We start from the raw sequence: 23,156 nt of genomic DNA, 5'->3' as shown, positions 1-23,156 counted from the left end.
CTTGACGCGCGCCGTGCGCGGATCCGCCCGTCGCTCAGGCCTGGTGCGCGATCCGATGCGCGGCGAGCCGGCGCGTCGATTCGGCGAGGTCGATCCGCCCCTCCGCCACTCCGAGGACGAGATCGAACGCCTCGTCTTCGGAGAAGGAGTGGCGGAAGCCGTTCAGCCACCAGAAGACAACGAGAAGGGTCCACCCGGTGCGCTTGTTGCCGTCAGCCAACGAGTGGTTTCGCAGCACCGACTCCAGGAGGGCGGCACCCTTGGCATCGAGGTCGGCGTAAGCGTCCTCGCCGAACATCGCTGCGGCCGGACGCGCGAGGGCCGAGGCCAGAAGGCCCGCGTCCCGGACGTGGAAGCCGAAGGTGTCGACGACCTGGAGGGCGTCGTCCAGGCGCAGATACACCGTCACGCGTCTGCGAGACGGTCCAGGAGGTGCGCGTCATGGGTGAGCACGAAGTCGACGGCCGCCTGAACCTGCGCTGACCGCGCCCTGCGTTCGACGAGGGCTTCGGCTGCTTGCAGGAGGAGAGCGTGCTTCGAGACGTGCTCGTCCCGCGCGATCTCTTCGAGCCTCCGGTCAAGAGCCTCCGGAAGGCGTACGGTCATGGCCATACCAGAATGGTACTCCCGTGGCCCCGGAGGCTTCCCGCCGTAGACTCGGGAGTGTGAGCGACGCTGCAGACATCCCGGTTCGCGTGCGCCCCGGCATCGCCTCCCTGCCGCCGTACAAGCAGGGCACGCAGGCGGGGCCTGACGCCTACAAGCTCTCGAGCAACGAGAACCCCTTCGATCCGCTGCCGGGTGTGCTCCAGGCGGTGCAGTCGGCCAGCGCCTTCAACCGGTATCCGGATGCCACGGCCACGCGCCTGCGCGAGCGCCTGGCCGCCCGTTTCGGCGTGACCCTCGACGAGGTGCACATCGGGGCGGGGAGCGTGTCGATCCTCGCCCAGCTGGTCCTTGCCACCTCGGGTCCCGGCGACGAGGTCGTCTACGCGTGGCGCTCGTTCGAGGCCTATCCCTGGCTCGCGGTGCTCGCGGGGGCCACCCCGGTGCAGGTGCCGCTCACCGCGGACTCCCGTCACGACCTCGATGCGATGGCCGACGCCGTCACCGGGCGCACCAGGGCGATCCTCGTCTGCAGCCCGAACAACCCCACGGGGCCCGTGGTCGGTCAGGACGAGTTCGACGCCTTCATCCAGCGCGTACCCTCCGACATCCTCGTGATCCTCGACGAGGCGTACGCCGAGTTCGTCACCGCTCCGGGCGCCGTCGACGGGCTCACCGTGCTCGGTAACCGCACCCGCGGCGGGGCGGAGCTGCCGAACGTCGTGGTGCTCCGCACGTTCTCCAAGGCGTTCGGTCTCGCGGCCCTCCGCGTCGGGTACGCCATCGGGCACCCGCGCATCCTCGACGCCGCCCGCACCACGGCGATCCCGCTGTCGGTCACCGCGCACGCCGAGGCCGCGGCCCTCGCGAGCCTCGACGCCGAGGAGGAGCTTCTCGAACGCGTCCGCCACATCGGCGCCCGGCGCGACCGGCTCGCCGAGGCCCTCCGGGATGCCGGCTGGGCCGTTCCCCAGGCGCAGGGGAACTTCGTGTGGCTCCCCGCGCACGAGAACACCCTCGCGATCGCCGAGACCTTCACTGCCGCCGGTCTCATCGTGCGCCCGTTCGCCGGTGACGGCATCCGCATCTCGGTCGGCGAGGAGGAGTCTGTCGACGAAGTCCTACGAATCGCCGCGTCCGTTGTGGAAGACCTCCCAGAAGCCCACCCGGGCCGGCGGCTAGCGTAGAACGGTGACTCTGCACGCAGGCCCCGCCTCGTCTGAACCCGCCGCTTCGGGAGACTCCGGCCCCGACGCCCGTTTCGTCCGCCTCCTCGACGCCGACGGTTCGCTCTCACCGACGTCCGCGGCCGAGCCCTACCTCGCCGTCATCGAGGCGTTGAGCGACGCCGAGCTCGAGGGCCTCTACCGCGACATGGCCGAGATCCGCGCCTTCGACGTGCAGGCGACGAATCTGCAGCGCCAGGGCCAGCTCGCGCTCTGGCCGCCGAGCTTCGGCCAGGAGGCCGCCCAGGTCGGGTCGGCCCGCGCCGCGCGCGCTCAGGACCACGTCTTCCCCTCCTACCGCGAGCACGTCGTCGCCCGCATCCGCGGTGTCGACCCGGTCGACATCATCCGCCTCATGCGCGGGCTCACCCACGGCGGCTGGGATCCCACCGATCCCCGAAACGGCAACACCCACATCTACACCCTCGTGCTCGGCGCCCAGACGCTGCACGCCACCGGGCTCGCGATGGGCCTGGTGTTCGACGGTCGCAGCGGCACCGGCGACGTCGAGCGCGACGAGGCGGTCATCGTCTACTACGGCGACGGCGCCTCCAGTCAGGGCGACGTGCACGAGGCGATGGTCTTCGCCGCGAGCTACCAGACTCCCGAGGTGTTCTTCCTCCAGAACAACCAGTGGGCGATCTCGGTGCCGGTCGCCACGCAGTCGCGCTCGCCCCTGTACCGCCGCGGCGACGGGTACGGCATCCCCGCCGTCCCGATCGACGGCAACGACGTGCTCGCCAGCTACGCCGTGACCCGTGTCGCGCTCGACGAGGCGCGCACCGGGCAGGGACCGCGGGCGATCGAGGCGATCACCTATCGGATGGGCGCCCACACCACCAGCGACGACCCGACGAAGTACCGCACCTCCGACGAGGAGCAGGCCTGGGCCCGCCGGGACCCGATCGCCCGGATGGCGAGCTACCTGCGTTCACGGGGAGCCTCCGAGGCGTTCTTCGCCGACGTCGAGGCCTCGGCCAGCGCCCTCGCCGACGACACGCGCGTGCGCACCAACGCCCTCGGCGGCATCCCGACAGACCTCATGTTCGACCACGTGTACTCCGAGCCTCACCCGCTCGTCGACGAGCAGCAGCGCTGGCTCGCCGACTACGAGGCGTCGTTCGAGGAGGGGGCTTCATGACCACCGCCCAGCAGACCTCGACCCCCGCACCCGAGCCCGCGGGCGACCCGGCCTACGCGGGCGTCATCCGATCCCTCCCCCTGTCGAAGGCGCTCAACCTCGGCCTTCGCGCCGCGCTCGCCGGCAGTGACCGGGTGCTCCTCATGGGGGAGGACATCGGGCGGCTCGGCGGCGTCTTCCGGGTGACCGAGGGGCTGCAGGCCGAGTTCGGAGACCGCCGGGTGATCGACACGCCCCTGGCCGAGTCGGGCATCGTCGGCACCGCGATCGGGCTCGCGATGGCCGGTTTCCGCCCGGTGCTCGAGATCCAGTTCGACGGGTTCGTCTTCCCCGCCTTCGACCAGATCACCTCGCAGCTGGCCAAGATCACCAATCGGCACGAGGGCGCGATGCGGATGCCCATCGTCATCCGCATCCCCTACGGCGGGCACATCGGCGCCGTCGAGCACCACCAGGAGAGCCCCGAGGCCTACTTCACCCACACCCCGGGCTTGCGGGTCGTGAGCCCGTCGACGCCGAACGACGCCTACTGGATGATGCAGGAGGCGATCGCCTCCGACGACCCGGTGATCTTCCTCGAGCCGAAGAGCCGCTACTGGCAGAAGGGCGAGGTCGACACCCGCGCACCGGCGCTGCCGCTCCACGCCTCCCGCCTCGTCCGGCGCGGGACCGACATCACCCTCGTCGGGCATGGCGCGATGGTCCACACTCTGCTGCAGGCCGCCGCGCTCGCCGAATCCGAGGGCACGAGCTGCGAGGTCATCGACCTGCGCTCGCTCTCGCCCGTCGACTACGGACCAGTGCTCGACTCGGTGCGCCGCACCGGCCGCATGGTCTACGCCCAGGAGGCCCCCGGATTCACCTCGCTCGGCAGCGAAGTGGCGGCCACCGTCATGGAGAAGGCGTTCTTCGCGCTGGAATCGCCCGTCCTCCGGGTGTCGGGCTTCGACACCCCCTTTCCCCCGGCCAAGCTCGAGGGCACCTACCTCCCCGACGCCGATCGCATCCTCGAGGCCGTCGACCGCGCCCTCGCCTACTGAGGAGTCCCATGAGCACCCAGACGTTCCTCCTCCCCGACGTCGGGGAGGGCCTGACCGAGGCGGAGATCGTGACGTGGCGGGTCTCGCCCGGTGACGCCGTGGCCGTGAACGACGTCATCGTCGAGATCGAGACCGCCAAGTCGCTCGTCGAGCTGCCCTCCCCGTTCGCGGGACGCGTGGGCGAGCTCCTCGTCGTCGAGGGGGCGACGGTGAACGTCGGCGCGCCGATCATCACGATCGAACCCGCGGATGCCGCAGCTCCCCCCGCCGCCCCGGTCACCGTCGGGCAGAGCGAGCACGGGGCTCCGCGGAGCGAACCGGAGGAGTCGGGCTCGGTGCTCGTCGGGTACGGCTCGGCGGGTGCCGTGCAATCACGGCGGCGCAAGCCCGCCGAGCGCCCGGTGACGCAGTCGGTGGGTGTCATCGCGAAGCCTCCGATCCGCAAGCTCGCCCGCGACCTCGGCGTCGACCTCGCCGCGGTGACGCCGAGCGGGGCGGCCGGCGAGGTCACCCGCGACGACGTGATGCGTCATGCCTCGCAGGCCAGTGTCTTCCGCAACATCCAGACCCCGGAGTGGGGGGATGTCCGCGAAGAGACCATCCCGGTCGGGGGCGCGGGTGCGCGCGCTCCCGAGCCGGCCGTGTCGGCGGCATCCGATTCCCCTGCCCCCGCCCCGGCCCCGCCCGCCGCGGACCACGGACGCGAGGAGTCGATCCCCGTCCGGGGTGTGCGCAAGGCCGTGGCGAGCAGCATGGTGCGGACCGCCTACTCGGCCCCGCACGTGTCGGTGTGGACCGATGTCGACGCGACGCGGACCATGGAGCTCGTCAAGCGGTTGAAGTCTTCGCCGGACTTCGCCGACATCAAGGTCTCGCCGCTGCTCATCATGGCCCGCGCCGTGATCTGGGCGGTGCGGCGGACGCCGATGGTCAACGCCTCGTGGGTCGACGGCGAGGACGGGGCGCAGATCCGCGTGCACCACTACGTCAACCTCGGGATCGCTGCGGCGACGCCGCGCGGGCTTCTCGTCCCGAACATCAAGGACGCCCAGAGCCTGTCGATGCGCGATCTCGCGCGGTCGCTCGAGCGGCTGACGCTCACCGCCCGCGACGGGAAGACCACCCCCGCCGACCAGCAGGGCGGCACGATCACGATCACCAACATCGGGGTGTTCGGGATGGATGCCGGCACCCCGATCATCAACGGCGGCGAGGCCGGCATCGTGGCGCTCGGTACGATCCGCCAGAAGCCGTGGGTCGTCGACGGCGAGGTGCGCCCGCGCTGGGTGACCACCGTCGCGGGGTCGTTCGACCACCGCGTCATCGACGGGGACGGGATGTCGCGGTTCATCGCCGACGTCGCCTCGATCCTCGAAGAGCCCGCGCTGCTGCTCGACTGAGCCGCCCGCCCCCCGCCCGGGCTCCCCCCCCTCCTCTCCTCTCCTCACCTCTTCGCGAGAGTGCATCGGCGCGCCGAGAATGCGGGTGGACCCCGCACCCTCGGCGGCCAGATGCTCTCTCGCCGGGTAGCAGGGTCGTCGAGCGGTGGGAAACCCTCCCGAAGCGTCGGGTCTGCCCGGTGCCGGCGACGGGTGCGCTCCGCGAGCGTGGAGTCATGTCCGCCCTCCCTCCTCGCCCCGATCGGCCCGCCCGTCTTCGCCTCCGCCGTCCGAAGGTCGTCATCGGCATCGTCGCCACCCTGGTCGTCTCCGCCGTCGGCGTCGGCACCGCCTTCGCCGTGGGCATCGGCAACGCCCCGGCCGTCGACACGGTCGGCGCCGTCGAGTTCGACACGCCCCTGGCGATCCCCGAGCTCCTCGAGCCCGTCATCGCTCCCGACGGCACCAAGGTGTTCGCGCTCGATGCCCGAGCCGGCTCGACGGCGTTCATCGACGGGCTCGAGACCCCCACGTGGGGCTTCAACGGGACCTACCTCGGGCCCACCCTCCGCGCCACGCAGAACGACCGCGTGCGCATCGATGTCACGAACGGGCTGGATGTCACGACGAGCGTCCACTGGCACGGGATGCGGCTGTCCGGTGAGATGGATGGCGGCGTCCACCAGCCCGTCGACCCCGGCGGCACCTGGTCTCCGCAGTGGACCATCGACCAGGAGGCCGCGACGCTCTGGTACCACCCGCATCCCCACGGCGCGACCGAGGACCACGTGCGACGGGGGCTCGCCGGGCTGTTCCTGATCGACGACGCGCTTTCGGCGGGTCTGCCCCTCCCGTCCGAGTACGGGGTCGACGACATCCCCGTCATCGTGCAAGACGTCGCGCTCGACGCCGAGACCGGCGCGCTGGGTCAGCGCGACGGCGGATCATCCGGTCACCTCGGCGACGAGATCCTGGTGAACGGGACGCTCGCGCCGTACCTGGCGGTGGCGACGGACGTGGTGCGGCTGCGGCTCGTCAACGCGTCGACCGCGCGCGTCTACGCCTTCGGATTCGATGACGGACGGGCCTTCTCGCACATCGCCACCGACGGTGGACTGCTGCCCGCGCCCCGGGAGACCGAGAGCCTGCGGCTCTCGCCCGGGGAGCGGGCGGAGATCCTCGTGAGGATGAGGGCGGGGGAGACCACCGTGCTACGCAGCGAGGATCCCGACCTCGGCGGAGTCCTGCCGGTCTTCGGAGGAGGCAACGGCGGCTCCGACCGCTTCGACGTCCTCGAGCTCCGGGCCGCCGACGACCTGGCGAGCCGCGGGACGATTCCGCCGGTGCTCGCACCCCGCGAGCCGCTCGACGCCGCCGATGCGGTCATGACGCGGGAGTGGGTGCTCGACGGCACCGAGATCAACGGTCAGGCGATGTCGATGGAGCGGGTCGATGCGGTCGTGCAGCGCGGCACGATCGAACGCTGGCGGGTGCGCAACGACATGCCCTACCCCCACAACTTCCACGTGCACGGTGTCCACTTCGAGGTCACCCGCTACGGCGGCGAGGCGCCGCCGGCCGCCGTTGCGGGACCCAAAGACACTCTGTACCTCCCACCCGGGGTCGAGGTGGAGATGGTGCTCCGCTTCGAGCACGCCGACGCGAGTCATCCGCTCATGCTCCACTGCCATCTCCTGCGGCACGAAGATGCCGGGATGATGGCCCAGTTCCTCGTCGTGGAGCCGGGTTCCGACACCGAGATCACGACCCTTCCGCCCGACGCGACCGCCGGACACCGCCACTGACCGCGGCCCGACGACGCGCACGCCCCCGCCGAGGCGACGGGGGCGTGCGTCTTCGTCGATGTCAGCCGGCGGCGACGGCCAGCTCGTTCGGGGTGACCTCGAGCTTGCCGGTCGCGACGATCTCGCCCGTGGTGAGGTTGACCGCGTGCACCGCATTCGCGGCGGGCTCGGTCACGTAGGCGATGTCGCCCGACACGAGGATGGCGGGGTGCGGGTCCTGCCACTCCGCCGGGCCCTCCCATGCCTGGATCACCGGGAACTCGTCGACGAACTCACCCGAGATCGGGTCGAGGACGTGGATCGAGCCGTCCGAGGCGAGGATGTATCCGAGGTCGCCAGGGCCGCGAGCGAGGTCGCGGAAGGTGTACTCCGCGCCCTCCGGCATCTCGACGACCTCGAGGGTCCGCGCGTGCGTGTCGACGAGGGTGACGGCGTCCAGCAGATACCCCTCTGCGTCGGGGTCGTTGTTGTAGTCCGTCAGCACGATCGGGCTGGTGTCGGTCGTGAACGCGTTCCCGATACGGCCGTAGGGCTGATCCGGCGAATCGAGCTTGACGATCTCGCCGCCGTCGTAGATCAGCGCGCCGTTCTCGCACCCGAACACGACGACCTCATCTTTCGCGGTCCCTTCGCCGTGCACGCCCGGGCACTGATCGGTCTCGGCGATGACCGCTCCGCCTGCGTCCTGGGCGGTGATGCCGCTGCGGCCGTCGGCGTTGCCGACGGTGGTGAGGAAGGTCCCGTCCTCGAGGACGATCGACACACCGTGATGCGCTTCCACACCCTCGATCGTCTCCACGTCGGGAAGACCCTCGGATGCCGCGAGGTCGGCGGTGTCGAAGATGGTGGTGTCGCTCGTGCCGTCGGCGTACAGGATCGTCTTGCCGGCGTGCCGGACGACGTGGCCGGGTTTGTCGGCCTCGAACACGAGATCGGTGAGCTCGGGCTCCTCCGCTGTCCCCGCGGCGGCGTCGAGCACCTGGAAGCCCTCGCTCATCGTCACCATCACGTGCCGGTCGTCGCCGGCCGGGTTCAGGCGGATGAACTCCTCGGAGTCGAATTCGGCGACCGGCTCGAGAGTGTCACCGTCGAGGACGACGACCCCGCCCTCATAACCGACCGCGACACGAGGACCGGGGGAGGCGGACGGGGAGTCGGGTGTCGCCGGTGCGGCGGAACCGGTTCCGGCGTCCGACGAGCACGCGGCCAGTGTCACGACCGCTCCGATGGTGAGCGCGGTGATACCCGCGCGGCGCAAAGGGGGAGTGCGCATGATGCCTCTCTTCTTGATGGGGTGGACCCTCAGCGGGAGAGTCCGGTGGAGATGCGCTCGGTGTTGACGCGCATCATGGTCAGGTAGTCCGGAGCGCCGCCCTCGGCGTCGGTGAGCGACTCGGTGAACAGCTCCACGACATCGACATGGACGTCGGCTTCCTCGGCGAGCGCGCGGACGAGTCGATCGGGCGAGGACGACTCGGCGAAGATCGCCGGCACACCCGTTCGCTCGATCGCCGTGACGAGGTCGGCCAGATCGGACGCGGAGGGGGCGGCGAGGGTCGTGCCCCCGGGGATGACCGCACCCACGACCTCGAAGTCGAAGCGGTCGGCGAGGTAGCCGAACACATGGTGGTTGGTCACCAGAGCCCTCCGGTCGGCGGGGATCGCTGCGAAGGCCCGCATCATCTCGGCGTCGAGCTCGTCGATCGCGGACCGGTATTCCGTGGTGCGTGCGGTCACCTCGGACGAAGCGACACCGTCGAGGTCGGACAGCACCGGCTCCAGTGCATCCACCACGCCACGCATCCGCGCGGGATCGGTCCAGAAGTGCGAGTCCGGGTTGCCGGCCGCGTCGCCGTCGCGGTAGGCGAGGACGTCGATCACGTCGCCGGCGACGAAAGCGGCGACGCCGTCGGCCGCTGCCGCATCGAGGTGCTGCTGCAGACCCTCCTCGAGGCCGAGCCCGTTCGAGACGATCAGGTCGGCGCTGCGCAGGCGCGCCGCCTCCTGCGCCGAGATCTCGAACGAGTGCGGATCGGCGTTGGGCTTCATCAACGTGAGGACCTCCGCCTCGTCGCCGACGAGCTCTTCGACGACGTCGCCGAGGATGTTCGTGGTCACCACGACGAGCGGACGCCCGTCACCGACCGCTGCGCACCCGGCGAGCGCCGAGGCCGTCAACCCTGCCGCGAGGAGTGCCGCCACGAGCCGCCCTCGCGGCGTCCGACGCGCGTTCATCGCCCGGTCCCCGCGGTGAACCCGAACGGCGCAGCCGTGTCGAAGGTGCGCGCGATGCGGGCATCGTCGGCGAAGTCGATCTCGAAGAGCTTCTGCTCCCGGGGGCCGGACACATAGGCCCGTTGCGCGTCGGCGACGATCGCCGGGATCCGGGCGCCCTCGTCGTCGATCGAGGCGGCGACGAGCGGCTCGGTCCGGGCCCGCACGGCGCCGTCGGTACCGTCGAGCACGATCAGACGCCCTTCCCTGGTCAGGGCGAGCACGGTGTCGGCGTCGTCGTCGACCGCGGTGACGGTGACCAACGGCTCGGGCGAGGGCAGGAGCGTCCAGGTCTGCGCGCGGGTGTTCAGAAGCCAGATCCCGTCGGTGCCGGACTCGCCAGCGAGACCCGCCACGGTCGGACGCCCCTCGCGATTGTGGAACGACTCCGCGGGGGCTGCTGTCGTGCCGGGCGGGTACGGGATCCGCGAAAGCGTGAGCTCGCCGTCGGTGACCTCGGCCAGGAGGGCCGCGTCGCGGCATCCGATGACGGCGCCGACGCGGGTCGTGATCGTGCCGCGGGCGTCGGGGCACGCCGCCTGCGTTCCCACCGGCTCGCCGTCGCCCGAGTACGCGGCGACACGGTCGGCACGACCGTCCGGCCCCGCCTCGGTGACCACGGCGAACGATCCGACGGGGACCACCAGGCCCTCGTGCGGCATGACCTCGAGCCGGAAACGCTCCGTCAGTTCACCGCGCGAGAGAGCCTCGGTGTCCAGGAGCACCGCTTCCCCCGAGCCCTCGAAGAAGATCCCGGTGCTCCCCGACATCGACTGGTTCGTCGTCGCCACGCGCGCCGGGCCCTGCCCCGTGACGGTTCCGAGGATGTCGGGGGACGCGCGGTAGTAGTGGAAGTGGTCGACGTGGTCCCAGGTCCAGACGCCCGAGTCGACGATCTGAACTCCGGTGTCGGTCTCGGCGAAGAGGTAGCGGCCGTCGCTCGCGACGCTGCGGGGCGGGGCGATCGCACCGAGGTCCGAGATGTTCTCGTCCCACAGGTCGAGGTGGGTCACGGTGCCGGCCGCGTCGATCATCGTCAGCCCCAGTGGGGGTTCGGTGAGCTCGGTGGCGCCGGCGCGCTCGCCGTGATCGTCGTCGGCGGCGGAGGCTTCGGATGACGGGGCGGTCGCCGGGGTACCGGCGCACGCGGTGAGTCCGACGGCGAGGGCGGAGACGATGAGGGCGAAGACGCGGGAACGCATGGGTTCTCTCCCGAGAGGGGGATGGACGGGTCAGGCGACGGCGGGCGCGGAGAGCCCCTCGGGTGCTCCGCGCCGCCGACGTCCGCGAGCGACGACAGCGGCGCGGAGGAGAGTCGACCCCCCGGCCAGGGCGATGGCTGCCGCGGCGACCGACGCCCCGGCAGCGGAGGCGAAGTGCCACGAGGCGAGAAGGCCCGTGAACACGGCCGCGATTCCGAAGGCGGCGGCCAGCAGCATCCGGCTCGAGATCCGGGCGGTCCACCCGCCGGCGGCCACCGCAGGCGCGAGCAGGAGACCGACGACCAGCAGCGATCCGACAGCCTGGTACGAGGCGACGACGGCGAGCGTGACGAGCCCCACGAGGACGGCCTGGGCGAGACGGGGCCGAAAACCCAGCACGGCCGCGATCCGTGTGTCGAGCGCGAGGGCCACGAGCCGGCGATGGGCGAGGGCGGCCACCAGGACACCCGTCCCGCACGCGGCGGCGAGCACGACGAGGTCCGCCGCGGAGATGGCCAGGATGTCTCCGAAGAGGATGGCGGTGGCGTCGGTGGCGAAGTTCCCCGAGAACGAGATGACGATGACACCGAGTGACAGCATCGCGACGAACAGCAGACCGATGCTGGTGTCGTACGACAGACGTCCCCGACGCTGCAGGGCCGACACGCCGACGCTCATGGCCGTCGCGCCGATGGCCCCGCCCACGAGCACGGGGACGCCGAGCACGGTGGCGAGGGCGACCCCGGGAAGCATCCCGTGCCCCAGCGCTTCGCCGAGGAAGGCCATGCCGCGGATGACGACCCAGGTGCCCACGACCCCGCAGAGCACCGCCACGAGCACTCCGCCGAGCAGAGCCCGCTGCACGAACTCCAACGCGAAGGGTGCAAACAGGGCGTCGACGAGGAGGGTCATGTCGCCACCGTAGGCTTAATGAGAATCATTCTCAAAATTGGAGGACACGGTGGTGAACGGATGAGAACGACCGAGACCGGTGCGCCGGGGGATGCCGCGGGGCGACCGTATGCGGCCGCCCGACTGGATCGGGTGGGCGTCGTCTTCGGGCGGCGTGCGGTGCTCGCGGATGTCTCGGTCCAGATCTCCGGTGGCGAGCTGACGGTCATCACGGGACCGAACGGGGCCGGGAAGTCGACACTCCTCGAGGTGCTGAGTGGGGCGCGGTCGCCGTCCGTCGGTGTCCGACAGGTGCCCGGATGCGCGGTACTGGCCTATATGCCGCAATCCGTCGCGGTGACACCCTTGCTTCCGATCACCGTCGCCGAGACGGTCGCACTCGGCCTCCGCCGGGGAACGTCTCGGGTGCAGCGGCGTCGGGCGGTGACCGACGCTCTGAGGCGTCTCGACATCGAGGCACTCGCCCGTGCTCCGCTCGCCGAGGTGTCGGGTGGACAGCGGCAGCGCGCCCTTCTCGCGCAGGCGCTGGTGCGGCGACCGGGGATGATGCTCCTCGACGAGCCGACGACCGGGCTCGATACCGCCAGCGCGACGCGCATCCGACAGATCCTCCGCGAGGAGTCCCTCCGGGGAGCCGCGGTGGTCTGCGTCTCGCACGACCCGGCGGTGCGTGGGCTCGCCGATCGGATCGTCGGGCTCCGCGACGGGCAGGTCTCCGTCGATTACTGATAACGATTATCAATCCGTTAGACTGCCGGTATGCGTGCGACCCGAATCGTTCCCCTCTTCGCCGTCACCGCGGCATCCGTCCTCACCCTCGCCGGCTGTGCCACCGCCGCCGGATCCGCGTCGTCCACGTCGGATGGCGCCGCCTCGGGTGACGCCGTCCCGGTCGTGGCCTCCACCAACGTCTACGGGCAGATCGTCGAGGAGATCGGCGGCGACGCCGTCGCGGTGACGTCGATCGTGACCTCCGCGGCGCAGGACCCCCACTCCTACGAGCCGAGCGCGCAGGACACCCTCGCGATCTCGAACGCCGAGCTGATCGTCGAGAACGGCGGCGGATACGACGGGTTCATCGACGCTCTCATCGAGTCCAGCGGCAGCGAGGCGCACGTGATCACCGCCGTGGAGTACTCGCACGACTTCCCCGGTGCCGAGGAGCACTCCGACGAGGCCGCAGGCGAGACGGCTGCGGCGGAGGGCGCCGCCGAGGAAGAGCACGCGCACGAGGAGGGCGAGGAGCACGCGCACGAGGAGGGCGAGGAGCACGCGCACGAGGAGGGCGAGGAGCACGACCACGCTCACATCGAGGGCTTCAACGAGCACGTCTGGTACGACCCGCACACCATCGTGCACGTCGCCGAGTCGATCGCGGAGGAGCTGACGGAGCTCCGTCCGGATGACGCCGACGCGTTCGCGGCGAACCTCGAGTCCTTCGCCGCCGACATCGAGGATGTGGAGTCCTCGCTCGCCGAGATCGCCGCCGACCAGCAGGGTGCGCACGTCTTCGTCACCGAGCCGGTGCCAGTCTACCTGGCCGCGGCGGCGGGCCTCGAGAACGTCACCCCCGATGCCTTCAGCGAGGCGGTCGAGGAGGGGCAGGATGTTCCGCCCGCGACGCTGCTGGAGTCGCTCGAGCTACTGCGGGCCGACGACGTGCGGGTCGTGATCACGAACACCCAGACCGGCGGCGCCGAGACCGAGCAGGTCGTCAGCGAGGCCGAGACCCTCGGCATCCCGGTGATCGCGTTTTCGGAAACGCTGCCGGAGGGCCAGACTTACATCTCGTGGATGCAGGCGAACATCACCGCGCTGAGCGACGCGCTGGCGGAGTGACCGCCACGGGGCCCGCACTCGAGATCCGGGATGCCGCGCTGCGGCGCTCGGGCCGCGAGCTGTGGTCGGGGCTCGATCTCACGGTCGCGCCGGGCGAGCTCATCGCTGTGCTCGGCCCGAGCGGGTCGGGGAAGACGACCCTCCTCCAGGCGATCCTGGGCCTGCAGTCGCTGAGCTCGGGGTCGCTGTCGGTGCTGGGTCAGCCGGTGCGCGCCGGCGGCAACCGCCGCGTCGGATACATCCCGCAGTCGCGGCCGCTGCCGCGCGACGTCGCCCTGCGGGGCCGCGACGTCGTCGCGCTCGGAGTCAACGGCCACCGCTTCGGACTGCCCATCCCGCGCCGCCGCGACGCCGCGCGGGTGGAGAAGCTCATCGACGAGGTCGGCGCGCGCGCGTTCGCCGATCGGCCGGTGGGGGTGCTCTCCGGCGGTGAGCAGCAGCGCCTGCGCATCGGGCAGGCCCTCGCCGACGACCCGCGGCTGCTTCTCTGCGATGAGCCGCTGACGAGCCTCGACCTGGCGAACCAGCGCGCCGTGGTCGACCTGATCGACCGCCACCGCCGTCAGCGCGAGGCCGCGGTGCTGCTCGTGACGCATGACATCAACCCCTTGCTGGGCAAGGTCGACCGGATCCTCTACATCGCGGGGGGCCGGTTCACCCTGGGACGCCCTGACGAGGTGCTGCGCTCCGAGGTCCTGACCGAGCTGTACGGCACCCCCGTCTTCGTCCTCCGCGCCGGCGACCGTCTCGTCGTGGTCGGCGCGCCCGACGCGGAAGACGCGCACCATCATCACCACGACGAGGATCACTCGTGAGCTGGGACGCGATCTGGGAGGCCATGTTCGGCGGCCTCCCGGTCTACGGCCAGCTGCTCGGGCTCGTTTCGAACGCGGTGTGGGCCGGCGCCGCGCTCGGCCTCGTCGGCGGCCTCGTGGGTGTCTTCGTCATGCAGCGCGACATGGCCTTCGCGGTGCACGGCATCAGCGAGCTGTCCTTCGCGGGGGCCGCGGCCGCCCTCCTCATCGGCGTCGACGTCGTGACCGGATCGATCTTCGGATCTCTCATCGCCGCCGCCCTCATCGGGTGGCTGGGCGCACGCGCCCGAGACCGCAACTCGATCATCGGCGTGCTGATGCCGTTCGGGCTCGGCCTCGGCATCCTCTTCCTGTCGCTCTACGACGGGCGCAGCGCCAACCGCTTCAGCCTGCTGACCGGGCAGATCGTGTCGGTGCAGACCGGACAGCTCGGGTGGCTCATCGGCATCAGCGCCGTCGTACTGCTCGGGATGCTGGTGATCTGGCGTCCGCTGCGCTTCGACTCGCTCGACCCGCAGTCGGCCGCGGCGCGGGGCGTGCCGACCACGACGGTGTCGCTGCTGTTCATGATCCTGCTCGGCCTCATCGTCGCCGTCGCCGTGCACATCATCGGCGCGCTCCTCGTGATGGCGCTCCTCGTGACGCCGGCCGCCGCAGCGATGCGCGTGGCCCACGGGCCGCTGTCGGTGCCGCTCCTGGCCGCCGCGTTCGGCTTCGTGTCCGCCGTCGGCGGCATCCTCCTCGCCATCGCCGGCACCCTTCCGGTCAGCCCCTACATCACCACGATCTCGTTCGTGATCTACCTCGTCTGCCGCGTCGTCGGCGCCCGACAGGGCCGGGTGACCCGGGTGCGCGGCGGTGAGGGGCGTCCAGCGGCGGTTCAGGGCGCCTCGGTAAACTCCTGATCATGGCCCAGCGGAACACGTGGCAGCGCGAACGCGTGCGCGAAGCGCTCGCCGGCGCGCGCGGCTTCGTCAGCGCCCAGTCGCTGCACGCCACCCTCCGCGACGAGAACACCGGGATCGGTCTGGCCACCGTCTACCGGGCCCTCGCCGGCCTCGCCGCCAACGGCGAGGCCGATTCTCTGCAGAGCCCCGAGGGCGAGAGCCTCTACCGCGCCTGCATCTCGGCCGGTCACCACCATCACCTGATCTGCCGCACCTGCGGCAAGACCGTCGAGATCGAAGCGACGGATGTCGAGGACTGGGCCCGGCGCACCGCCAGCGCCCACGGATTCAGTCAGGCCGAGCACATCGTCGACATCTTCGGATACTGCTCCGCCTGCACGGCCGGAGCCGGTGAGCGTGACCCGGACTGATCCGGCCCCACGCGTCGCTCCGCTCGAGCAACGCGATCGCACCGTGACCCCCCCGGGGTCGCGGCCGTCGTCGGCGGCGCGCGCCCTGATGGCCCTCGGCATCGGCGCCGCCGTCATCGTCGCGCTGTTCCTCGTCGACGCACTCGCGCCTGCGATCTTTCCCGACCCGCTGCCTACACGGGCGCAGGACGGGCTCACCCTCGCCGTCAGCGTTCTCATCGAGTCGCTGCCGTTCGTCGTCCTCGGGGTGGTGCTCTCGATCGCGGTGCAGGTGTGGGTGCCGCCCGGTCTGATCGAGAGATGGATGCCACGGCGAGCCTGGGCGCGCCGAGCGGTGCTCTCGCTCCTCGGCATGCTCATCCCGGTGTGCGAGTGCGGCAACGTGCCCTTCGCACGGGGTCTGCTCATGCGGGGATTCAGCGTGTCCGAGACCCTGACCTTCCTCATCGCCGCGCCGATCGTGAACCCGATCGTCATCATCACCACGCACGCCGCGTTCGGGTTCGACGACGGGATCCTTGTCGTCCGCCTCATCGGCGGGTATCTCATCGCGAACCTCATCGGCTGGCTGTACAGCCGTCACCCGCATCCCGACGCGCTGCTCACCGATCGGTTCCGCGACACGTGCGAGCTGGCGCTCGCGCGGGGTCCGGTCGAGGCGGGTTCGGCTGGAGCGCTCGGTGAGCGCGGACGACGCAGCCTCGCGCAGTTCGTCATCGAGCTGCGCGCCGTCATGCCGGCGCTCATCATCGGTTCGGCGATCGCCGGAGCCGTGCAGGTGCTGATTCCGCGCGACGTCCTGCTGGCGATCGGGTCGAATCCGGCGCTGTCGATCGTGGCGATGATCGCCCTGGCGATGGTGGTGTCGATCTGCTCGAACGTCGACTCGTTTTTCGCGCTGTCGTTCGCCTCGACCTTCACGCCGGGTTCGCTCGTCGCCTTTCTGCTCGTCGGGCCCCTCGTCGACGTGAAGATGCTCGCCCTGATGCGCACCACCTTCACCACCCGCGCGCTCGTCGGGGTGGTCGTCGTCGTGATCCTCGCCGCGTTCGCGATTGGGACGGGGGTGAATCTCTTTGCCTGAGCGCTCAGCGTTGCTCACCCGCTGGCTCGGGGTCGGCCTCGCCGCGATCCTCGCCGTCATCACCGTCTCGCTCGCCCTGACCGGGCGGCTGGGGCTCTACATCAACCCCGAGTCGTCGTGGTTCGCGGTGTCGATGTCGGTGCTCGTGCTGATCGGCGCGGTGGCGAGCTTCCTGCTCCCGGTGGGAGCCGAAGAGGACCACGGGCACGATCACGGTGAAGACCACGGCCTCGGTGAGGGTGGCAGTGACCACCACGATCACGGTCACGATCAGAATCACGATCACGCTGACCGTGAGGGTGACGGCGCCGACCGCGCTCACGGTGTCGGTGGCGGTGGCGGTGGCGGTGTCGGTGTCGGTGGGGGTGTCGACCACGGCCGCGGTGACGGTGCCAACCGCGCCCACGGTCACCGCGACGGTGTCGATCACGACCACGTCCACGGTGACGCGGACGGCGCCCCTCACCCGACGCCCCCCGTCACCCGGGCGCAGGCTCGCGCTGCAGCATCCCGATCAGTCGCGGCATCCCGATCAATCGCGGCGTCGCGATCAGTCGCAGTAACGCGTCCTTTCGCGACGTCCCGCCCCTCCGCGGCATCCGCCGGACGATCTCGCCCATCCCGTGCGTCGCGCGCCTCGCGGAAGCGCTCGCTCGGGTTGCTCGTGACGGGCACGGGGGCGGTCCTCGCTTCGGCGGTCGTCCTGCTGACACTGGTCCTCCCCCCGCGCTCCCTGTCGGCCGAGCTCGCGATCTCGCGCGATGTCGGCGCCCCGCCTCTGTTCGGCGGGACCGATGTCGTCACCCTCGCACGCACCGGCGACACCGCCTCGTTCGGCGTCGGGGAGTGGTCGGCGGTCTTCGCGACCGCGACCAATCCCGAAGCGTTCGACGGCGATCCGGTCACGCTGACGGGGTTCGTCACGCCCGGTGAGGACGGCGGGTTCGCGCTGTCGCGCCTGGTCATCACGCACTGCGTGATCGACGCGCAGTCGGCCAGCATCCCCGTCGCCGCGGGCGGGAGTGAGGCGTCCGCCGATGCCGAGACCGGGCAGTGGGTCACCGTCGACGGCATGGTGCGCGCCAACTCCGACGGACGCCTGTTCATCGATGCGGCCTCCGTCGAGCTGATCGACGAGCCCGAGGACCCGTATGAGTACTGACCGCGCACGCTCCGCGGCGCGCTCACGTCCGACAGGGCGGCGGGCGTTCGTGCTGCCGTTCCTCGTCGTCGCCGCGCTCCTGACCACGCTGGGTCTGGTGGGCGCCGCGGTGAGCACTCTCCAGGGCCCGCGCGTCACGGCCGTCGACGTCGACCCCGAGGCTGCCGCCGCGGCATCCGGGGGTCGGCTGATCGTCTCGACCTCTCTGCCGTTGGCGGAGGTGACCGCCGACCAGGTGAGCATCACCCCCGAGGTGCCGTTCGCGGTCGACACCTCCGGCCGCAGTCTCGGGGTGCGATTCGGCCTGCCGCTGCGCGATGACACCGAGTACACGATCACCATCGAAGGGATGACCGCGGCGGGGGGCGGGCCGGCGACCGAGGTCACCGAAACGTTCCGCACGCCGCGCGCGGAGGTGTTCCTGCTGCAGCGGGGAGACGGCGGCGACACCGTCTTCCGCACCGATCTCACCGGTGACGATGCCGAGGCGGTGTTCACCCACCCGCACATCGAGGACTTCCGCGCGACCTCGCGGCACCTCGTCATGTCGGTGCTCGACGATGACGGCTCGGCTGAGCTGATCGTGACGGATCTCGTCGGTCAAGAAGAGCGGAGTCTGCCGCTCCCCGGTGACGGGTTCGTCACGAATCTGCAGAGCGCCGACAGGGGCGAGGTCGTCGGCTACCTCTACACCGACGACGACGTCAGCGCCGAGGGCGCGCGCGAGAGCCGGCTGTACACGGCGTCGCTGGCGCAGGGCGCATCGGAGACGCCGCCGACCGAGATCGCGATCGGCGGCGCCGACCCCCGCATCGCCGAATGGCGGTTCGTGCCCGACACCGACAGCATCCTGCTCCTCTCCTTCGACGGACAGCTGCTGCTCACGGGCGCCGATGGTGCGGACTCGACGGCTTTGGGCACGGCCCTGTCGATCAGCGGCATCGCGCGCGGATCCTCGGAGGCGGTCGTGGAGCGGGCGGACGGCCCTGCGGTGATCGATCTGACGGATGCTTCGGAGGAGCCGCTCGCTCAGCCCGACGCCGATCTCGGGACGGTGACGACGATCACGCCGATGCCCGATGGCGGGACGATCCGTTCCGCGGCGGTATTCGCCGAAGACGGGAGCCCGACCGGGTCGACCGCTGTCGTCCGCGTCGCAGCCGACGGAACGACGAGCGCCCTCACCGAGATCGGGGCCGAGGATGCCGTCGTGCAGACCTGCGTGTCGCCGAGCGCCCGCTACCTCGCGGTGCTCGTCGCACCCGGTGCGGCGCAGAACGCGTACGACGACTATCGCTTGCCGCTTCCCGAGCGACTGCAGACCCGCATCGTCGAGATCGACGACGGCAGTGAGGTCGTCTCGCTGCAGGGCTTCGACATCTCCTGGTGTCAGATCCCGCCGCGATGATGGTGGGCGTGGGCGTGGGCGTGGAATCGGATGAATCTGCCGTGTCGGACGCGGTGTCAGTGGCGCGCGGAGCCCCGGGCTCGGAACTTCGCCCCGCGACCCGCGCCGATCTCGCCGGGCTCCCCGTCGATGTCGCGCCTCGGTTGCTCGGCGGCATCCTCGAGGTGACTGCCGACGGTGACACCGTCGCGGTGAGGCTCACCGAGGTCGAGGCATACCACGGTCAGGGGACGGGGCCGGTGCCCGACCCCGGCTCGCACGCGCGTATGGGGCGGACCGCGCGCAACTCCACCATGTGGGGCGAGCCCGGCCACCTCTACGTGTACCTCAGTCACGGGATCCACTCGTGCGTCAACGTGGTCTGCGGACCCGCAGGCACCCCGGGCGGGATCCTCCTTCGCGCGGGAGAGGTGGTGAGCGGGGCGGATGCCGCGACGCGACGGCGCACCGCGGTTCGGGCCGCCCCGGCACAGGGCGCCGCGGCACAGGACGCCGCGACACAGGGCGCCGCGGCACGGGGCGCCGCGGCACGGGGCGCCGCGGCACCACCGCGCACCCCGGAGCGGGCCGCCCCGAGCGCGGCGGTCAGTTCCTCGGGCGAGGCGACGGTGCGCGCCCGCACGCTCGCACACCGCGATCTCGCGCGAGGCCCCGGGCGGCTGGGGCAGGCGGTCGGCCTGCGGCACCTCCAACACGATGGCATCGACGCGATCACCGCCGAGCCGCGCGCGGGCGCGTGCGCGCGGCTCTTCCTTCTCGATCGCGTCCTCCCGGCGACGGTCTCCGGGCCGCGTGTGGGAGTCGCCGGTCTCGCGGGCACAGCGTCCTTTCCGTGGCGGTTCTGGATCGATGGCGACCCGACCGTGTCGGCGTTCCGGTGGGGCCGTGGCGCTCGCGACGTTCACGCCTCCTCGGTGTGATCCAATCGGGCTCCGACCCGTCCCGCTTTCCCGGCCGGAATCCACAGTCGGGCGCGCGCGATCGACGGGGCGGAGGTCAGTACCCCTCCGGTTTGGTCGCGATGCCGTCCAGCCAGAGTCGATCGCCCGGGTCGGCATGCGTGCCGCCGGAATCGACGTGCTTCGGATCGATCCGGTCGCCCTTGGTGATGACGTGGACCATGGCCATCGCATGACCACGCCCCAGGTCGTAATCGGCCTTCAGCCATTCGATGATCGCCGTCGCCTTCACGTCTGGCGCATCGAGGCCCCGTTCGTGCGCGATTTCGATGAGTTGCCGGGGAGTGAGCCCCGTCTTGCGCTCGACGGTGTCGAGATAGGCCTGGAACGACATCCCGTTCCTCCTTCGGGGCTGGTCGATGGTTCGCCGCGCTCCGCGACAGTCATCATTCTTATCGAAGAAAGATTCGCATGCAAGTCTTGATCGATGCGAAGATCTGTACTAAAGTCGACGTATGGCATCACAGCTCGCGGGTATCGCCGAAGCGCTCGACGCGCTGGTGCGGGCGGGCGGTGATCGTGTGCCCTCGGCTCTCACTGCCGGGGAGCTGATCTCGGTGACCGATGCCTTCGGCGCCCTGAAGAGACATGTCGACGCGGCCTACGCCGGCGTCGCGGCCGAAGTCGCCCGTCAATCGCGTGCTGAGTTCGGAAAGGACTCCCTGGCGAAGAAGCAGGGTTTCGCGTCTCCCGCGGTCCTCATCTCGACGACGACGGGCACGAGCGTCGGTGAGTCCGCGCGCATGATCCAGGTCGGCGAGGCGACGGCGCCGCGCACGGCGCTGAGTGGGGAGCGGCTTCCGGCCAAGCATCCGCACGTCGCGGACGCGGTCGCCGGTGGGCGGTTGGGGATGACGGCTGCCTCATCGATCGTGACCCTGTTGATCAAGCTGTCGCTGCGTGTGGATGCGGTGCGACTCTCCGACGCCGAGAGGCAGCTGTGCGAACTGGCGCCCGGACTCCGACCGGATGAGCTCAGCAAACTCCTCGCCCGCGTGGAGGCTCATCTCGATCCCGATGGGGTCGCGCCCCGGCACGAGGAACTGCGGGGTGCACGCACGCTCGTGATCCAGGAGCGTGACGGGATGCTGGTGATCTCGGCCAAGCTCGATGTCGAGACCGGCGCGCCGGTGAAGGCGGCGATCGAGTCGCTCGTAGGGGCGAATCTACGAAGGAACGAGCACTCTGCGGAGGCCGAGCGCGACCATCGATCGGTGAAGCAGATGAACGCCGATGCTCTGGCGGACATCTGTCGGCACGCGATCGGATGCGACGAGGTTCCGACAGCGCCCTCCGCCACCGTCGTCATCCGCATGGACCTCGAGGCCCTCGAAAGCGGCCTGGGCACGGCGACGATCGACGGGATTGCCCAGCCAGTGCCGGCGGGGATGATCCGGCGCCTCGCTGCCGACCAGCAGATCATCCCGGCCGTGCTCGGCGGAAAGAGCGAGGTCCTGGACTGGGGCCGGAGCCGTCGGCTCTTCACCACCGCGCAGAAGCTCGCCCTCGTCGAGCGCGACGGCGGGTGCGTCGGCTGCGGTGCGCCGCCGGCGTGGTGTCATGTGCACCACCTCGCCTGGTGGAACAGAGACGGCGGGAAGACGGACCTGGCGAACGGTGTGCTCCTGTGCACCGGGTGCCACCATCGACTTCACGCCGACGGGTGGGACATCACCATCGACGGCCCGGGAATCGAAGGCCGCGTGTACCTGGTGCCGCCGGTCTGGATCGATCCACAGCGAAGACCTCGACGGGCAGGGATGGCCCGCTACCGGCTGACCGCGTGACTCCGGGACTTCGGGACTCTGGGACTCCGGAACTGGCGGACTCGGTGACTCGGTAATTCGGTGACTCGGTGACTCGGTGACTCGGGGACTCGGGGACTCGGGGACTCGGTGACTCGGGGACTCGGTGACTCCGGAACCTCGTAACGCCGGATCGCCGTCACGCGTGATCGCGTGGCCGGCGCGGCGCCCGAAGTCGGACGGCGATGAAGCCGGGATGACGATGATGTCGGGACGGCGAGGTGGACGTGACGATTAGGTCGGGCCCGCGGCATCCGGTACCATCGAGGTTTGTCTGCGCGCACTCCAGCGCGTAGTTCGTACCCCTCCTTCGATGCCGGCCCATGGTCGCGCCCGAAACGGGGTGCAGACAAGGGAACTTGGGTGGCACCGTCCGGTGTCACGGTACAGAAGGAGACATCACCATGGCAGCAGTGTGCCAGGTGACTGGAGCGGTTCCCGGCTTCGGTCACAACATCTCGCACTCGCACCGCCGGACGAAGCGCCGCTTCGACCCGAACGTGCAGAAGAAGACCTACTACGTTCCCTCGCTCGGTCGCAAGATCACGCTGAACGTGTCGGCCAAGGGCATCAAGGTCATCGACGTCCGCGGCATCGAGTCGGTCGTCAAGGACCTCATCGCGAAGGGTGTGAAGCTCTGATGGCGAAGAAGGCTCAGGACGTTCGTCCGATCATCAAGCTGCGCTCGACCGCCGGCACGGGTTACACCTACGTGACGCGCAAGAACCGCCGCAACAACCCCGACCGCATCGTGCTGAAGAAGTACGACCCGGTCATCCGCAAGCACGTCGAATTCCGAGAGGAGCGCTGATCTCATGGCCAAGAAGAGCAAGATCGCGCGCAACAACCAGCGCAAGGAGATCGTCGAGCGCTACGCGGCCAAGCGGGCCGAGCTGAAGAAGGCCCTCGTGAGCCCCACCAGCACCGACGAAGAGCGCGAAGCCGCCCGCGTGGGCCTGCAGAAGCTCCCCCGCAACGCATCGCCGGTCCGCCTGCGTCAGCGCGACGCGATCGACGGCCGTCCTCGCGGAAACCTCCGCAAGTTCGGCATCTCGCGCGTGCGCTTCCGCGACATGGCCCACCGCGGCGAACTGCCCGGCGTGACGAAGTCGAGCTGGTAAGCCAGCCCGCGTCACGCACCGTCGTCCTGGTAACAGGCGTCAGCCGCTGAAGGGCGGGAG

General features: G+C 70.5%; 25 protein-coding genes and 1 pseudogene. 19 read left to right on the top strand and 7 right to left on the bottom strand.

Going from position 1 to position 23,156, the window contains the following annotated elements:
* Positions 1-34: 34 nt before the first annotated feature.
* Entirely contained in the window at positions 35-409 is a 375-nt protein-coding gene (locus tag T9R20_RS16615; RefSeq protein WP_322410443.1) for a type II toxin-antitoxin system death-on-curing family toxin, read from the bottom strand.
* Complete coding sequence (locus tag T9R20_RS16610) at positions 406-612, bottom strand: ribbon-helix-helix protein, CopG family (protein WP_322410442.1); 207 nt, start codon at positions 610-612, stop codon at positions 406-408. The genes T9R20_RS16615 and T9R20_RS16610 overlap by 4 nt, the downstream gene beginning before the upstream one ends.
* A gap of 53 nt (positions 613-665) precedes the next feature.
* On the opposite strand from T9R20_RS16610, the gene T9R20_RS16605 reads away from it, so the two are divergent.
* The 5 genes from T9R20_RS16605 to T9R20_RS16585 all read left to right on the top strand — a co-directional run bounded on the left by T9R20_RS16605 (position 666) and on the right by T9R20_RS16585 (position 7,197).
* On the top strand, positions 666-1,793 hold the full coding sequence (locus T9R20_RS16605) for a histidinol-phosphate transaminase (protein WP_322410441.1): 1,128 nt from the start codon (positions 666-668) through the stop codon (positions 1,791-1,793).
* A 10-nt stretch (positions 1,794-1,803) separates the two neighbouring features.
* Positions 1,804-2,973, top strand: coding sequence for a thiamine pyrophosphate-dependent dehydrogenase E1 component subunit alpha (locus T9R20_RS16600; RefSeq protein WP_416182982.1), 1,170 nt, complete (start codon positions 1,804-1,806; stop codon positions 2,971-2,973).
* Positions 2,970-4,013 (top strand): alpha-ketoacid dehydrogenase subunit beta, encoded by a 1,044-nt coding sequence (locus T9R20_RS16595; protein ID WP_322410439.1) that lies wholly within the window; start codon positions 2,970-2,972, stop codon positions 4,011-4,013. Before T9R20_RS16600 ends, T9R20_RS16595 begins: the two co-directional genes overlap by 4 nt.
* Before the next feature lie 8 nt (positions 4,014-4,021).
* Positions 4,022-5,413, top strand: coding sequence for a dihydrolipoamide acetyltransferase family protein (locus tag T9R20_RS16590; protein WP_322410438.1), 1,392 nt, complete (start codon positions 4,022-4,024; stop codon positions 5,411-5,413).
* Positions 5,414-5,628: 215 nt separating this feature from the next.
* Complete coding sequence (locus T9R20_RS16585; RefSeq protein ID WP_322410437.1) at positions 5,629-7,197, top strand: multicopper oxidase family protein; 1,569 nt, start codon at positions 5,629-5,631, stop codon at positions 7,195-7,197.
* Positions 7,198-7,258: 61 nt separating this feature from the next.
* On the opposite strand, the gene aztD is transcribed toward T9R20_RS16585, so the two are convergent.
* Genes aztD through aztB form a run of 4 tightly spaced genes read right to left on the bottom strand, consistent with a single transcriptional unit; the run spans position 7,259 to position 11,585 of the window.
* A complete protein-coding gene (gene aztD, locus T9R20_RS16580; protein ID WP_322410436.1) occupies positions 7,259-8,470 on the bottom strand; it encodes a zinc metallochaperone AztD in 1,212 nt (403 codons plus the stop codon).
* Positions 8,471-8,499: 29 nt separating this feature from the next.
* Positions 8,500-9,432 (bottom strand): zinc ABC transporter substrate-binding protein AztC, encoded by a 933-nt coding sequence (gene aztC, locus T9R20_RS16575; RefSeq protein ID WP_322410435.1) that lies wholly within the window; start codon positions 9,430-9,432, stop codon positions 8,500-8,502.
* Complete coding sequence (locus T9R20_RS16570; protein WP_322410434.1) at positions 9,429-10,673, bottom strand: ABC transporter; 1,245 nt, start codon at positions 10,671-10,673, stop codon at positions 9,429-9,431. Before T9R20_RS16570 ends, aztC begins: the two co-directional genes overlap by 4 nt.
* 30 nt (positions 10,674-10,703) lie before the next feature.
* Positions 10,704-11,585, bottom strand: coding sequence for a zinc ABC transporter permease AztB (gene aztB / locus T9R20_RS16565; RefSeq protein ID WP_322410433.1), 882 nt, complete (start codon positions 11,583-11,585; stop codon positions 10,704-10,706).
* A 60-nt stretch (positions 11,586-11,645) separates the two neighbouring features.
* Between aztB and T9R20_RS16560 the strand changes: the two genes are divergently transcribed.
* From T9R20_RS16560 to T9R20_RS16515, 10 genes and pseudogenes are all read left to right on the top strand, one after another.
* A complete protein-coding gene (locus T9R20_RS16560; protein ID WP_322410432.1) occupies positions 11,646-12,314 on the top strand; it encodes a metal ABC transporter ATP-binding protein in 669 nt (222 codons plus the stop codon).
* A gap of 30 nt (positions 12,315-12,344) precedes the next feature.
* The gene (locus tag T9R20_RS16555) at positions 12,345-13,424 is read left to right on the top strand and encodes a metal ABC transporter substrate-binding protein (protein ID WP_322410431.1); all 1,080 of its coding nucleotides are present in this window, start codon (positions 12,345-12,347) and stop codon (positions 13,422-13,424) included.
* The gene (locus T9R20_RS16550; RefSeq protein ID WP_322410430.1) at positions 13,421-14,239 is read left to right on the top strand and encodes a metal ABC transporter ATP-binding protein; all 819 of its coding nucleotides are present in this window, start codon (positions 13,421-13,423) and stop codon (positions 14,237-14,239) included. Before T9R20_RS16555 ends, T9R20_RS16550 begins: the two co-directional genes overlap by 4 nt.
* Positions 14,236-15,144, top strand: coding sequence for a metal ABC transporter permease (locus tag T9R20_RS16545; protein WP_322410429.1), 909 nt, complete (start codon positions 14,236-14,238; stop codon positions 15,142-15,144). The genes T9R20_RS16550 and T9R20_RS16545 overlap by 4 nt, the downstream gene beginning before the upstream one ends.
* Before the next feature lie 2 nt (positions 15,145-15,146).
* Positions 15,147-15,557 carry a transcriptional repressor gene (locus T9R20_RS16540; RefSeq protein WP_322410428.1) on the top strand — a complete coding sequence of 137 codons (411 nt, stop codon included), beginning with the start codon at positions 15,147-15,149 and terminating at the stop codon, positions 15,555-15,557.
* 88 nt (positions 15,558-15,645) lie between these two features.
* Complete coding sequence (locus T9R20_RS16535) at positions 15,646-16,641, top strand: permease (RefSeq protein ID WP_322412207.1); 996 nt, start codon at positions 15,646-15,648, stop codon at positions 16,639-16,641.
* A pseudogene (locus tag T9R20_RS16530) lies at positions 16,634-16,810 on the top strand (DUF1980 domain-containing protein); the annotation flags it as partial. The gene T9R20_RS16535 and the pseudogene T9R20_RS16530, both read left to right, overlap by 8 nt.
* A 495-nt stretch (positions 16,811-17,305) precedes the next feature.
* Entirely contained in the window at positions 17,306-17,803 is a 498-nt protein-coding gene (locus T9R20_RS16525) for a hypothetical protein (protein ID WP_322412231.1), read from the top strand.
* Positions 17,793-19,211: a hypothetical protein gene (locus T9R20_RS16520; RefSeq protein WP_322410427.1), complete on the top strand. Its 1,419-nt coding sequence runs from the start codon at positions 17,793-17,795 to the stop codon at positions 19,209-19,211. The genes T9R20_RS16525 and T9R20_RS16520 overlap by 11 nt, the downstream gene beginning before the upstream one ends.
* 41 nt (positions 19,212-19,252) lie before the next feature.
* Positions 19,253-20,131 (top strand): DNA-3-methyladenine glycosylase, encoded by an 879-nt coding sequence (locus T9R20_RS16515; protein ID WP_416182981.1) that lies wholly within the window; start codon positions 19,253-19,255, stop codon positions 20,129-20,131.
* Between the two features lie 76 nt (positions 20,132-20,207).
* Here T9R20_RS16515 and T9R20_RS16510 read toward each other — a convergent pair whose 3' ends face one another.
* Positions 20,208-20,504 (bottom strand): DUF4287 domain-containing protein, encoded by a 297-nt coding sequence (locus T9R20_RS16510; protein WP_322410426.1) that lies wholly within the window; start codon positions 20,502-20,504, stop codon positions 20,208-20,210.
* A gap of 121 nt (positions 20,505-20,625) precedes the next feature.
* On the opposite strand from T9R20_RS16510, the gene T9R20_RS16505 reads away from it, so the two are divergent.
* The 4 genes from T9R20_RS16505 (at position 20,626) to rpsN (ending at position 23,096) form a co-directional block, all read left to right on the top strand.
* Positions 20,626-21,957, top strand: a complete 1,332-nt coding sequence (locus T9R20_RS16505; protein WP_322410425.1) for an HNH endonuclease — start codon at positions 20,626-20,628, stop codon at positions 21,955-21,957.
* Between the two features lie 422 nt (positions 21,958-22,379).
* On the top strand, positions 22,380-22,616 hold the full coding sequence (gene rpmB, locus T9R20_RS16500) for a 50S ribosomal protein L28 (protein ID WP_124291907.1): 237 nt from the start codon (positions 22,380-22,382) through the stop codon (positions 22,614-22,616).
* Positions 22,616-22,786, top strand: coding sequence for a 50S ribosomal protein L33 (gene rpmG, locus T9R20_RS16495; RefSeq protein ID WP_005051772.1), 171 nt, complete (start codon positions 22,616-22,618; stop codon positions 22,784-22,786). The genes rpmB and rpmG overlap by 1 nt, the downstream gene beginning before the upstream one ends.
* Positions 22,787-22,790: 4 nt before the next feature.
* On the top strand, positions 22,791-23,096 hold the full coding sequence (rpsN, locus tag T9R20_RS16490; protein ID WP_322410424.1) for a 30S ribosomal protein S14: 306 nt from the start codon (positions 22,791-22,793) through the stop codon (positions 23,094-23,096).
* Positions 23,097-23,156: the final 60 nt, after the last annotated feature.

This window comes from Microbacterium invictum (genome assembly GCF_034421375.1).
Taxonomy (GTDB): Bacteria; Actinomycetota; Actinomycetes; order Actinomycetales; family Microbacteriaceae; genus Microbacterium; species Microbacterium invictum_A.
The sequence above is the reverse complement of the archived record's forward strand: the minus strand, read 5'-3'. Positions and strand labels throughout refer to the sequence as shown.